Genomic DNA, 12,203 nt, shown 5'->3' with positions numbered 1-12,203 from the left:
CTATTCAATTATTTTTTAAAATTTACAGCTTTTTCCATAGATAAAGCACCATCAAACAAAGTTTGTTCTTGAAAACTATTTGCAATTAGTTGAAGTCCAATTGGTAAATTTTCACTATCTTTTCCTACAGGTAAACTAATAGCTGGAAGTCCTGCTAAATTCACACTAATAGTATATAAATCTGCTAAATACATATCTAAAGCTCTTTTATATGAACCAAATTTTGGAGCAGTTGTTGGAGCAACTGGACTTAATATTAAATCAGCACTTGCAAAAATATTATCAAACTCTTTTTTAATAACACTTCTAACTTTTTGTGCTTTTGTATAATATGCATCATAATATCCAGAGCTTAAAACAAAAGATCCAACCATAACTCTTTTTTTAACCTCATATCCAAAACCTTCAGTTTTTGTATTAACATACATATCTTTTAAGCTTGAACTATTTGCTCTAAATCCATATCTAACACCATCAAATCTTGCTAGGTTTGCACTAGCTTCTGCAGCAGAGATAATATAGTAAGTTGAAATTATTTTATCTGAGTCAAGCATATTTGTATGAACTATTTTATGACCTTGCTCTTCTAAAAGTTTTACAGTTTTATTAAATGCTTCTTTAATCTCACTACTAGCACTTTCAATATAGTTATCAATAACAGCAATTGTAAATTTTTTGTTTGAATTTAAATTTGGAGTAATTTTTTCATATTCAATATTCGCACTCGTAGAGTCTTTTTCATCATATCCAGCTATTGCATCATATAATATTGCAGCATCTTCAACATTTTGAGTGATAACTCCACATTGATCAAGCGAAGATGAGTATGCAGCTATTCCATATCTACTTACTCTTCCATAAGTTGGTTTCATTCCAACAACACCACAATAAGCAGCTGGTTGTCTAATACTTCCACCTGTATCAGTTCCAAGTGCTGCAATAGCACTTCCATCAGCAACAGCAGCAGCACTTCCTCCACTACTTCCACCTGGAATTCTACTATTATCTATTGGATTTAATGTTTTACCATGACAAGAAGATTCAGTTGAACTTCCCATAGCAAACTCATCCATATTTGTTAAACCAAATGGACTAAATCCTGCTTTTTCTAAATTTTCTATTACTGTTGCATTAAAAGGAGCTATATAATTTTTTAAAATTTTGCTAGAACAAGTTAATTCCCAATTTTTAACATTTATATTATTTTTAATTGCAATTGGAACTCCACAACCACTCTCGTTTAGTTCAATATTCTCTAATTGCTCAATATAAGCACCAATTTTGCTATTTTTTATCTTATGTTTTAAATCATCTTTAAGTTTTTTAATCTCTTCACTATTTAAACTTAGTGCTTCTTTTAGAGTCATATATCAATTCTCCTAATATTTGTAGGTTCTTTTATAAAAGGCTGATTATATCAAAAAAAAGTTTAAAAAAAGTGTAGGTAGGTTTTGTAGTAATTTTTGAGAAATAAAAAGAGAAAAATCTCTTTTTATTTAAAATTTAGATGAAAGAGATAAATGCCATTGGTGTAGCATCACCTTTTCTAATTCTTGTTTTAACAATAGATGTATATCCACCGTTTCTTCCCTCATATTTAGGAGCTATCTCATTAATTAATTTCTTAGTAGCTTCTTTGCTTTGTAATGCAGCAAATACAGTTCTATGTGTATTTAAATCAGCATTTCTTGCAGTTGTTACTAATTTCTCAATATATCTTTTTAGCTCTTTTGCTTTTGGAACAGTTGTTTCGATTTTTTCTCTCTCAATAATAGCAATTGCTAAATTTTTTAGCAATGCTTTTCTATGAGCAGAAGTTCTATTTAACTTTCTATATCCGTGCTTATGTCTCATATTAAACCTTTATTATGCTTTTAATTGCTCTAATTTTCTTCTTAAAGAAGAAGCAATATTTTCTGGAAGTGTATTTTCAACTGGATAACCTAAAGATTCAAGCTTCATAGCTATCTCTTCATAAGATTTTGTTCCAAGATTTTTTATACTTTTTACTTCCACTTCACTCATAAGAACTAACTCACCTAAGTATTTAATTCCTGATCTATCAAGAGAGTTAAAACTTCTTGCACTTAAATTTAAGTCTTCAATTTTAACTACTAAATCTTTAATTTCTGAGCTATCTTCAGATGTTTCAGCAATAGAAACTTCAGATAAATCAAAAACTTTATTAAATACTGACATTTGTGAGTACATAACGCTAACTGCTTCTTTAAATGCATTTACAGGACTAATTTGTCCATTTGTAATTACATTAAATACTGCTTTTTCAAAGTTAGGATTATCTTCAACTAACATTTTTTCAATATTATAAACTACTTTTTTTACTGGTGTAAAAAATGCATCAATTGGTATAAAATCTGGTCCAACGATATCTCTGATATCTTCAGATGGCATATATCCAATACCTTTTTGAATAATAACTGTAAAGTTTAAGTTACAATCACTATTTATAGTCGCTAAATGCTCGTTGTTTGATACTACATCAATTTCAGAATTGATTAAATCTTCACCTTTAATATCTCTTGGTCCACTAAAAGAGTATTCAACAGTTACTTGATCTTTATCGCTATTTATCTTAAATCTAATGTTTTTTAAATTTATAACAAACATAGCAACATCTTCAAGCATTCCTCTTAATGAGTCAAACTCATGAGTAACACCCTCAATTTTAACAGCAATTGGTGCATAACCAACAGATGAACTTAAAAGTAATCTTCTTAACGGATGAGCTAAAGTAATAGCAAATCCATCTTCAAATGGATATGCTGTTATCTTTGCTTCATTTGCACTAATAGCCTCAATCTCAACTTCAGTTGGTAAAAACGGAGTTTCTGCAAACTTTTTCATTGGCTACCTTTTTATTTTTTATTTAGAATATAACTCTACTATTAATCTCTCTTCAACAGGAATAACTACTTCTTCTCTCTCAGGTATTCTTGTGAAAATTCCAAAAACTTTATCTTTATCTACATTTACCCAATCAACCATTCCTGTTTGATTTGTAAGCTCGATAGCTCTTTGTACTTGTGGATTATTTTTAGTTTTCTCTTTAATCTCAATTTTTTGTCCAGGTTTTACTAAATATGATGGAATATCAACTTTTTTACCATCAACTAAAACATGTCCATGAGTTGTAATTTGTCTAGCAAATGCTCTAGTTGTAGCAAATCCCATTCTATAAACAACATTATCTAATCTTTGTTCAATTAGAGTAATTAAAATTGTTCCTGTATTTCCTTCTCTTCTAACTGCTTCTTTGAAGTAGTTGCTGAATTGTTTTTCAGAAATACCATAAATAAATTTAACTTTTTGTTTTTCTCTTAATTGTAATCCATACTCAGAAATTTTAGATCTTCTTTGTCCATGTTGTCCTGGAGCAAATGGTCTTTTTTCTAAAGCACTTTTACCTGAAAGTCTTCTCTCACCTTTAAGTCCAAGATCCGCTTCAAGTCTTCTTTCGATTTTTTCTACTGGTCCTCTATATCTTGCCATTATTTACTCCTTACACTCTTCTTCTTTTAGGAGGTCTACAACCATTGTGTGGTAATGGTGTAACATCTTTAAACCAAACAACTTTGATTCCATTCATTGAACCAACTGATTTAACAGCTGTATCTCTTCCTGAACCAGGTCCTTGAATTTTTATTCCTACATTTTTAATTCCATGTTCCATAGCTTTTGTTAAAGCATCCTCAACTGCAGCCTGAGCAGCAAATGGAGTTGATTTTTTAGAACCTTTAAACCCTAGATTTCCAGCACTTGACCATGCAATAGCGTTTCCAGCTTTGTCTGTAACTGTAACCATAGTGTTGTTAAAACTTGCAGCAATATGTATGATACCGTCAGCAATATTTTTTCTTACAACTTTTTTTCTAGTAACTTTTCTTTTTGCCATCATCTATCCTTATTTACTTGCCGCACTAATAGTTTTCTTTTTACCTTTTCTTGTTCTAGCATTAGTTTTAGTCTTTTGCCCTCTACAAGGTAAACCTTTTCTATGTCTTAATCCTCTGTATGAACCTAAATCCATTAAAGCTTTAATATCCATTGCAACTTTTTTTCTTAAATCCCCTTCTACCATGTAGTTTTCTTGGATCTCTTTTCTAATTAAAGCTGCTTCATCTTCTGTTAATTCATGAGCTCTTTTATTGTAGTCAATTCCAGTTGCATCTAAAATTAATCTTGAATTATGTAATCCAATTCCAAAGATGTATGTTAAAGCATACTCCATTCTTTTTTTGTTTGGTAAATCAACACCCGCGATTCTTGCCATGTGTCTTATCCTTGTCTTTGTTTATGTTTTTTGTTTTCGCAGATTACTCTTACGATACCATCTCTTTTGATAACTTTACATTTATCACACATTTTTTTTACTGAAGCTCTTACTTTCATAAGTCTTATCCTTCTTTAATTTGTGTTTTCTATTTTTCCAACAGGAGTGCTGCTAAAAGAAGCATCTCCAACTCTCTATAAAACAGCTATGTTTTAACAAATTTTATAAAAACTTCTTTTATGGTTGAAAAAACGAAATTGCATTTTATTTAAATCTTACTTAAAATTTGTTGAATATGATATACTTCGCTTCAATTATATAAAAAGGTTAATAATGGAAATTTTTAAAAATAGTCTAATTAATATTCAAATAGAAAAAAGCGAAATACCTTGGCTTAAAATATTTACAAATGATAATATAAAAGAGTTTTCACAATGTAGTATTGAAACAAAACAGGAGATTTGGAAATACTTAGATATTATTGAAAAAGCTATGATAAATTATTACAAACCTGATAAGATAAATATAGCCTCATTTGGAAACTATGTTCCGCATGTTCACTTTCATATCATGGCACGATTTAAAGATGATAGCTTTTTCCCCGAGCCTATGTGGGGAGTTAAACAAAGAGAGGCAAAACTACTTCTCCCCTCTTTTGAGAACTTTATAGATGAGCTAAAAAAGAGTTTTTAGCCATCTTGATTAATTTTTTCTATTAACTCTTTTAAAACTTGTTCAGACTCTTCAACTGGTATTTGACAAGCACCAGCATTTGCGTGTCCACCACCACCATATTTAAGCATTAGCTCACCTATATTTGTTTTTGAAGTTCTATTTGTGATAGATTTTCCTGTACTATAAACTAATTTTGATCTATCTTTTGCATAGAATGAGTGAATTGATATATTTTGTTCAGGAAATAGTGTATATATCATAAATCTATTTCCTGGATATATAATCTCTTCATCTTTTAAGTGAATAACAACTAAATTGCCATGTACAGTTGAACATCTTTTTAACTGCTCTTTAAACTGCTCTTCATATTTAAAGTATATATCAACTCTCTCTTTTACATCAGGTAACTCTAATATTTGGTCAATATTGTGTCTTGAACAGTAATCAATTAAATCCATCATTAACTGATAGTTTGAAATTCTAAAGTTTCTAAATCTTCCAAGTCCAGTTCTTGAATCCATTAAAAAGCTTAATAGTGTCCAAGCTCTTGGTCTTACAATATCTTCATACATAAAATCAGCACTATCAGCTTTATTTGCACCCATCATCATTCCTGTAAAATATCCAGGGAAAACATTATCTCCATCATAATAGTCATAAACAACTTGTGCAGCACTTGGTGCATCTGGATCTATTATATGGTTAGCTCTTTTTTCATTTCTTAAAGTTTCAGAGTAGTGGTGATCAAAAGCTAAATGTACTCCTTCAACATATGGTAGGTTTGTAGTAATATCTCTATTTGTAATTTTTATTAAACCATCTTGCATATCTTTTGGATGAACAAATGTAATCTCATCTATAATATCAAGATATTTTAAAAGTGTTCCACAAACAAGACCATCCATATCACTTCGTGTTACAAGTCTATACTTTTTTTCACTCATTAATAACCTTTATTTATTGATATACTCAACTATTTTATTACCCATAGCAACACAATTTAAAACCTCTTTTGCATCAAAAGAGGCTAAATCTTTTGTTCTATATCCATCTTTTAAAGCATCTTTAATTGCTTTTTCTATCATATCACTAGCTTTTTGCTCATTTAATGTATATTTTAACATCATAGCAGCACTTAATATTGTAGCTATTGGATTTGCAATTCCAAGACCTGCAATATCTGGAGCTGATCCATGAATTGGTTCATAAATAGCTGTTTTATCTCCAGTTGAAGCTGATGGTAAAAGTCCAATAGAACCAACTACCATAGAAGCTGTATCGCTTAAGATATCTCCAAAAATATTTCCAGTAACAATAACATCAAACTGTTTTGGATTTCGTACTAACTGCATTGCTGCATTATCAACATACATATGAGTTAATTCAACCTCTGGATACTCTTTACTTAATTCATTCATAGTATCTCTCCAAAGTTGAGAAACCTCTAAAACATTTGCTTTATCAACAGAACAAACTCTCTTATCTCTTTTCATCGCAAGTTCAAAAGCAGTTTTTCCAATTCTAATTATCTCTGGTTTTGTATATACCATTGTATTAAATGCTTTAAAACCATCATTAGCTCTTGGTTTTCCAAAATAGATACCACCAATAAGCTCTCGTACTACCATAATGTCACAACCTTTTATAACATCTGCTTTTAGTGTAGAAGCGTTTACAAGCTCATCATAAACAATAGCTGGTCTTAAATTTGCATAAACACCCATTTTTTCTCTAAAGTTTAAAAGTCCAGTTTCTGGTCTTAGCTCTCTTGGTAAAGTATCCCATTTCTCTCCACCAATTGCACCAAACAAACATGCATCAGAGTTTAATACACCTTGAACTGTCTCTTCTGGAAGAGGAACACCTGTTGTATCAATTGCAATTCCACCCATTAAATACTCTTTATATGAAAGTGTAAAATCACATTTTTTTGCAACAGCATTTAAAACTTTTATAGCCTCATCAACTATTTCAGGACCTATTCCATCACCTTTTATTATTGAAATATTGTAATTTTTCATTATTTAGCCTTCATTTCATCTATTGCATAATTAATTAATCCACCACTTGCAATTAACTCTTGCATAAATGGAGGGATTGGTATAAATTTATAAGTTTTTTTAGTTGTATTATTTGTAATCTCTCCATTATCTAAATCAATACTAATCTCTTCACCCTCTTTTATCTCTAAAGATTCTGGAAGTTCAAATATTGGTAATCCCATATTAAAAGCATTTCTATAAAAAATTCTAGCAAAAGAAGGAGCTACAACAGCAGCTACACCAGCTGCTTTTAGAGCAATTGGTGCATGCTCTCTACTTGAACCACAGCCAAAATTTTCACCAGCAACTATAATATCACCTTTTTTTAGTTTCTTTGGAAAATCAGGATCTGCATCCTCCATAACATATTTTGCTAAATGCTCAGGATCTGAACTATTTAAATATCGTGCTGCAATAATAACATCTGTATCAATGTTTGCACCAAAATTCCATACTTTACCTGTGATTTTACTCATTATTTATCCTTAAATATTAAACACTAATTTTAGTTAAACGGTTATTTTATCTAAGAAAATAAAAATATCTGTTTAAATAAAACCCTATTTAACCAAAAGCTCAAAAAGTTTGGGTATAATACAAATTCTATTTAAAAAGAAGGATTTCCCAAAAAATGAGCGTAAAAGACATAAACAAAGCTATTGAGCAGTTAATTAAAGAGTATAAAGACTCTACATTAACTTATGAAAAGTTAATAAAAATCTTTCCTAAAACACCAAATGCAGCCACAATTAAAAAAATTCTGGCACTACTTCAACTATATAATGTAAAAGTTTTAAGTTCTCAAGAACAAGCAAAACTTTTAAATGATGAAGAGGCAAAAAAAAGAAGAGAGCAAAGAGAAAAACTAATCGAAGCAGAAGATGATGAGTTTGACTTATTAAAAAACAAAGATTTACTTGAGTGGTCAAGATCAGATTCACCTGTAAGAATGTACTTGCGAGAGATGGGACAAATTCCACTTTTAACAAAAGATGAAGAGGTTGAAATATCTAAAAAAATTGAGATGGGAGAGGATATTATCCTTGATGCTATTTGTTATGTTCCATACTTAATAGATTTTATTTTAGAGTACAAAGAGCCTTTAGTAAATAGAGAGAGAAAAGTAAAAGAGCTATTTAAAAACTTCGACGATGATAATGAAGAAGAGGAAGAAGAGATTGAAGAGATCGAGGATGAAGAGTTTGAAGATGAAGAGTTTGAAGATGATGAAAAGAGACTCTCAGGTGCAAAACAGAAAAAACTTGATAAAAGAGCTCAAACAATTATAGAGGCTTTTAAAAATCTTGAAAAACAGAAAAAAGAGTGGTTGAAATTTCAAGCAAAAGAGACAGCAAAATCTGATGATGAAGTTGATATGATGACTTTTAATCTAAATGTTGCATTTAGAAAAAAATTGCTAAAAGAGGCTTTGCTTGATTTAGGACCAACTTCAAAATTAATTACTGAAATAGTAAAAGCTATGGAGACAACTCTAAAAAGTGAAGATGGTTTTGAAAATGAGTTAAAAAGATTGGAGTATAAACTTCCACTATTTAACGAAAATTTACAAAAAAATCACCAAAAGATTCTAGAAAATATTGTAAATTTATCAAAAGCACAAATAACTGCAATGGTTCCTGAAGCTACTATGGTTTCTACTTATATGGAGATTAAAAAACTTTTCCAAACAGTTGAAGCTAGTAAAGATGGATTTGATTTATCTCCTGAAGAGTTAAAAGCAGTTTTAGAGCAGATAAAAAGAGGTAAACAAATAACAGATACTTCAAAAGATAGAATGGCAAAATCCAATTTAAGACTTGTTGTTTCAATTGCAAAAAGATATACAAATAGAGGTTTGGCTTTCTTGGATTTAATTCAAGAAGGAAATATTGGTCTTATGAAAGCTGTTGATAAGTTTGAGTATAAAAAAGGTTATAAATTCTCTACTTATGCAACATGGTGGATTAGACAAGCAATCTCTAGAGCAATTGCAGATCAAGCAAGAACTATTAGAATTCCTATTCATATGATTGAAACTATAAATAGAATTAATAAAATTATAAGAAAAGCTATTCAAGAAAATGGTAAAGAGCCAGATGTTGAAGAGATTGCAAAAGAGGTTGGATTACCTGTTGATAAAGTAAAACAGGTAATTAAAATTACAAAAGAGCCAGTTTCACTTGAAGCTCCTATTGGAAGTGATGATGATGGTAAATTTGGAGATTTTGTGCCAGATGAAAAAGCTCCAACTCCAATTGATAATATCATGAAAGAGGATTTACAAGGGCAAATTGATCAAATACTTGGTCAATTAAACGAAAGAGAACAGGCAGTTATTAGAATGAGATTTGGTTTAATGGATGATGCTAGTGATAGAACTCTTGAAGAGATTGGAAAAGAGTTAAATGTAACTAGAGAGAGAGTTAGACAAATTGAATCAAGTGCTATTAAAAAACTAAAACACCCAAAAGTTGGTAAAAATCTTAAAAATTATGTAGAGAGTTAATCTCTACATAATTTTATCTACAAAAACAATTCAAAAATTGGTGAATTGCATTTACCATGCGAAACACAACTAATAGTACAAAAAGCTCCCTTCTATCCTTTTCTTTTTGAAATTCTATAATTAACTTTATTAAATGAATATGAAATCGATTTAACTGTAATTTTTCATTTCTCCCTTATTAAAGGCTCTATTGCTTTTATTATATCATCAGCAACTTTTGCTTTAATATAATTTTCTAGCCAACTTTCTACCCAATCAGGAACATTTTTTGAGCCATTCCAATTAGTTACACTTGTATAATTCATTTTAACTAAAATAGAAAACTCTTTTTTTGTTAAATTGGCTTTTTTTAATAATTGTTCAAATATATCTACTTCCAAATATTTATCCTTTGTATTGAATTTTATGAATTATAACATAAACAACTTAAAAATGTATTATATGTATATATTATAAATATATAATGTGTATTTGGTTTGACAATTATATAATATTATGATACAATAAACATTATTTTACAAAAAGGAAATATTATGCAAGGAATCATTAAAAGCTACTCTCAATCAAGTAAAGAAGGCAAAATTTTAGCAGATAGTGGAACTACTTATTATTTTAATGATACTTGCTTATTAAATAAGAATGAAGTTAATTTAATAAAAGAAAACACTACCGTATCTTTTGAATTAGAAAATATTAGCAATAATTATAGTCAGGTTAAAAATATTCAATTTAAACAAAGTAAGCAAACTGGAAATGTTAAATTCTACAATAAAGACAAGGGATATGGTTTTATTTTTACAAATGAACATACGAAAGATATATATTTCTTTATAAGTGACTGGAAAGACTCTAGTATGCCTTATAATCAGAATGTAGAATTTGATATATATGTTAATAAAAATGAACAAGTGAGTGCTAAAAATATTACAGTAATTAACAATTCAAATAGAAAAAAAGATAATTATCATAAAGATAATAGAATTGAGTGTATTTGTGGCAAATTTATTGTTCCAAGAATTATTGTATTAAATGGTGCACCTTCTCACTCTATTTGCCCTTTTTGTTGAAGCATAGTAAAAGAGTTTAGAAGTAGTGGTTGTTTCATTGCAACAGCAATTTATAACAACAATTATGAACACCCAAAAGTTAAAATATTAAGAGAGTTTAGAGATAAACACTTATTAACTAACAAAATAGGTACTAGCTTTGTTAAATATTATTATAGATATTCGCCAAGAGTAGCAGAGTATTTAAAAATGAGTCCAAAAATATCTTACCCTATAAAAAAGATACTTGATGTGATAGTGTATTTATTAAAATGATTAAATCTATATTAAGAAGAAAATAAGAAATTATCTATCTTCCTATATAGTATTGTAAACCATTTGGATCATTTGCTATATCATTACTAAACCATTCCTCAAAATCTTCTTCTTTTGTAGTATTTTTCTTCATTAAATTATTCCAATACTCTAAATCATCTTCTTTTTTTTGTATAATTTCTTTTTTTAGTTCTAAATTGCTTATTTGAAAATAATTTGAGCCAATTTCGTTTAAGTCAAATTGTACTTCAACACCTTCTTTTATAACTGATACATCTGTATCTTTTGTTAAATATTTTTCATCGAAATAGTGAGATTTTCCATTTTCATCAATTATAAAACCATTTTTATCTTTTTTATTGAAAGCAATAATTTTTCCAAACATTTTATCTCCTATTTTTTATTTATTATATCATAAATAGTGTCTAATATCAAGTAATAACACACTATTTATGTATATGTTTTATTTTTTAGGTATTTCTATTTGATTTTGCTGATTATTGCTTGTTTTTTGAGTTGGTATATCCCAAGCTTTTATCTTTGTAAATAAAACTCCAATTGGAACAATTCCTAATCCTATAATAAACGCCAAAGGAATAAACAAATTATTATTATTTAAAGCAAAAAATCCAAATATTAAAAATACATATCCCAAAACTCTATAAATAGATACAAAACCACCTGCACTAAAAACTGTATTTTTTATACTATTTTGTTTTACTTTTCTCTTCTCTTCTTCAATTATCTCTTTTATTTTATCAGATGTAAGTTCAGATTCAGGAAGCTCTTCATATTCACTATATAAATCATAAGGGTCATCAATCTCATCAATTTTATCTCTATCATCTGCTGAAAATCTATTTGTATCATCAATATTTGATAATCTATTTTTTATATTTTTTCTATAAGACAAAAATGAAGCAATCGTTACAAAAAGTGAAGAGAAAAATGCAACTTGAAGATTTAAAAGCCAAATTGTGTTTTGAAATAAAATTGCATAAACACTTAAACAAAGGTTTAAAAAAATAAAAACCTTTGCAAAGTTTAAGATATTACTATTTATCTTCATCATCAGGTGAGTTGTCACCATGTTTTGCTCTATGAGCATATCTAGGATCGTTTTCCATACCCTCATAAACTTTTTGAGCTCTTTTATACGCTTTGTATATATTTAATCCAGCTGCCGCAACTCCCCAAAAAACTCCAAGCCATAAAGTCCAAGTATAACCTGTAAGATGTTTTAATCCAATACCTATAAGAACTCCAAAAACAATAGCAACAACCATAGATATTCCTAAAGATAGATTATCTAAAGCCTCTATTTTATCTCTATGTTTTGGTTTCTCTTCTATATTATTATCTTTCAT

At 28.9% G+C, this 12,203-nt stretch carries 18 protein-coding genes; 4 read left to right on the top strand and 14 right to left on the bottom strand.

Translation table 11 applies throughout. The features are described from left to right. Nucleotides 1-8 precede the first annotated feature (8 nt). From gatA to rpmJ, 7 genes are all read right to left on the bottom strand, one after another. On the bottom strand, nucleotides 9-1,367 hold the full coding sequence (gene gatA / locus ASKIR_RS03580; RefSeq protein WP_115588484.1) for an Asp-tRNA(Asn)/Glu-tRNA(Gln) amidotransferase subunit GatA: 1,359 nt from the start codon (nucleotides 1,365-1,367) through the stop codon (nucleotides 9-11). A 136-nt stretch (nucleotides 1,368-1,503) separates the two neighbouring features. Next, complete coding sequence (gene rplQ / locus ASKIR_RS03575) at nucleotides 1,504-1,854, bottom strand: 50S ribosomal protein L17 (protein ID WP_115588483.1); 351 nt, start codon at nucleotides 1,852-1,854, stop codon at nucleotides 1,504-1,506. A 12-nt stretch (nucleotides 1,855-1,866) separates the two neighbouring features. Then, entirely contained in the window at nucleotides 1,867-2,865 is a 999-nt protein-coding gene (locus ASKIR_RS03570; protein WP_115588482.1) for a DNA-directed RNA polymerase subunit alpha, read from the bottom strand. 18 nt (nucleotides 2,866-2,883) lie between these two features. Beyond that, on the bottom strand, nucleotides 2,884-3,510 hold the full coding sequence (gene rpsD / locus ASKIR_RS03565) for a 30S ribosomal protein S4 (protein WP_066161555.1): 627 nt from the start codon (nucleotides 3,508-3,510) through the stop codon (nucleotides 2,884-2,886). Nucleotides 3,511-3,520: 10 nt separating this feature from the next. Beyond that, nucleotides 3,521-3,913, bottom strand: coding sequence for a 30S ribosomal protein S11 (gene rpsK / locus ASKIR_RS03560; RefSeq protein ID WP_066161557.1), 393 nt, complete (start codon nucleotides 3,911-3,913; stop codon nucleotides 3,521-3,523). 9 nt (nucleotides 3,914-3,922) lie between these two features. Then, nucleotides 3,923-4,291, bottom strand: coding sequence for a 30S ribosomal protein S13 (rpsM, locus tag ASKIR_RS03555; RefSeq protein ID WP_066161559.1), 369 nt, complete (start codon nucleotides 4,289-4,291; stop codon nucleotides 3,923-3,925). A 5-nt stretch (nucleotides 4,292-4,296) separates the two neighbouring features. Then, nucleotides 4,297-4,410: a 50S ribosomal protein L36 gene (rpmJ, locus tag ASKIR_RS03550; protein WP_066161561.1), complete on the bottom strand. Its 114-nt coding sequence runs from the start codon at nucleotides 4,408-4,410 to the stop codon at nucleotides 4,297-4,299. Between the two features lie 214 nt (nucleotides 4,411-4,624). Between rpmJ and ASKIR_RS03545 the strand changes: the two genes are divergently transcribed. After that, nucleotides 4,625-4,984, top strand: a complete 360-nt coding sequence (locus ASKIR_RS03545) for an HIT family protein (protein WP_066161564.1) — start codon at nucleotides 4,625-4,627, stop codon at nucleotides 4,982-4,984. Here the strand turns inward: ASKIR_RS03545 and ASKIR_RS03540 are convergent. Genes ASKIR_RS03540 through ASKIR_RS03530 form a run of 3 tightly spaced genes read right to left on the bottom strand, consistent with a single transcriptional unit; the run spans nucleotide 4,981 to nucleotide 7,484 of the window. Continuing rightward, complete coding sequence (locus ASKIR_RS03540; protein WP_066161566.1) at nucleotides 4,981-5,910, bottom strand: exopolyphosphatase; 930 nt, start codon at nucleotides 5,908-5,910, stop codon at nucleotides 4,981-4,983. The genes ASKIR_RS03545 and ASKIR_RS03540 overlap by 4 nt on opposite strands. A 9-nt stretch (nucleotides 5,911-5,919) precedes the next feature. After that, nucleotides 5,920-6,987 carry a 3-isopropylmalate dehydrogenase gene (gene leuB / locus ASKIR_RS03535; protein ID WP_066350961.1) on the bottom strand — a complete coding sequence of 356 codons (1,068 nt, stop codon included), beginning with the start codon at nucleotides 6,985-6,987 and terminating at the stop codon, nucleotides 5,920-5,922. Continuing rightward, a complete protein-coding gene (locus tag ASKIR_RS03530; RefSeq protein ID WP_066350962.1) occupies nucleotides 6,987-7,484 on the bottom strand; it encodes a 3-isopropylmalate dehydratase small subunit in 498 nt (165 codons plus the stop codon). Before ASKIR_RS03530 ends, leuB begins: the two co-directional genes overlap by 1 nt. 155 nt (nucleotides 7,485-7,639) lie before the next feature. Here ASKIR_RS03530 and rpoD point away from each other — a divergent pair, with 155 nt between their 5' ends. Then, nucleotides 7,640-9,514, top strand: a complete 1,875-nt coding sequence (gene rpoD / locus ASKIR_RS03525) for an RNA polymerase sigma factor RpoD (RefSeq protein ID WP_066350964.1) — start codon at nucleotides 7,640-7,642, stop codon at nucleotides 9,512-9,514. Between the two features lie 164 nt (nucleotides 9,515-9,678). Here rpoD and ASKIR_RS03520 read toward each other — a convergent pair whose 3' ends face one another. Then, a complete protein-coding gene (locus tag ASKIR_RS03520) occupies nucleotides 9,679-9,894 on the bottom strand; it encodes a hypothetical protein (protein ID WP_066350967.1) in 216 nt (71 codons plus the stop codon). Between the two features lie 153 nt (nucleotides 9,895-10,047). Here ASKIR_RS03520 and ASKIR_RS03515 point away from each other — a divergent pair, with 153 nt between their 5' ends. Beyond that, nucleotides 10,048-10,581 (top strand): cold-shock protein, encoded by a 534-nt coding sequence (locus ASKIR_RS03515; RefSeq protein WP_066350969.1) that lies wholly within the window; start codon nucleotides 10,048-10,050, stop codon nucleotides 10,579-10,581. 3 nt (nucleotides 10,582-10,584) lie between these two features. Continuing rightward, entirely contained in the window at nucleotides 10,585-10,836 is a 252-nt protein-coding gene (locus tag ASKIR_RS10460; RefSeq protein ID WP_369122159.1) for a CFI-box-CTERM domain-containing protein, read from the top strand. A 34-nt stretch (nucleotides 10,837-10,870) separates the two neighbouring features. Here the strand turns inward: ASKIR_RS10460 and ASKIR_RS03510 are convergent, their stop codons facing one another. The 3 genes from ASKIR_RS03510 to ASKIR_RS03500 all read right to left on the bottom strand — a co-directional run bounded on the left by ASKIR_RS03510 (nucleotide 10,871) and on the right by ASKIR_RS03500 (nucleotide 12,203). Beyond that, entirely contained in the window at nucleotides 10,871-11,221 is a 351-nt protein-coding gene (locus tag ASKIR_RS03510) for a hypothetical protein (protein ID WP_066350971.1), read from the bottom strand. A gap of 78 nt (nucleotides 11,222-11,299) precedes the next feature. Further along, complete coding sequence (locus ASKIR_RS03505) at nucleotides 11,300-11,908, bottom strand: hypothetical protein (protein WP_228137897.1); 609 nt, start codon at nucleotides 11,906-11,908, stop codon at nucleotides 11,300-11,302. Continuing rightward, nucleotides 11,892-12,203 carry an AtpZ/AtpI family protein gene (locus ASKIR_RS03500; RefSeq protein WP_066161580.1) on the bottom strand — a complete coding sequence of 104 codons (312 nt, stop codon included), beginning with the start codon at nucleotides 12,201-12,203 and terminating at the stop codon, nucleotides 11,892-11,894. The genes ASKIR_RS03505 and ASKIR_RS03500 overlap by 17 nt, the downstream gene beginning before the upstream one ends.

Origin of the sequence: Aliarcobacter skirrowii CCUG 10374, from assembly GCF_003544835.1 — a bacterium.
GTDB classification, from domain to species: domain Bacteria; phylum Campylobacterota; class Campylobacteria; order Campylobacterales; family Arcobacteraceae; genus Aliarcobacter; species Aliarcobacter skirrowii.
This window is presented reverse-complemented; position numbering and strand designations above follow the sequence as displayed.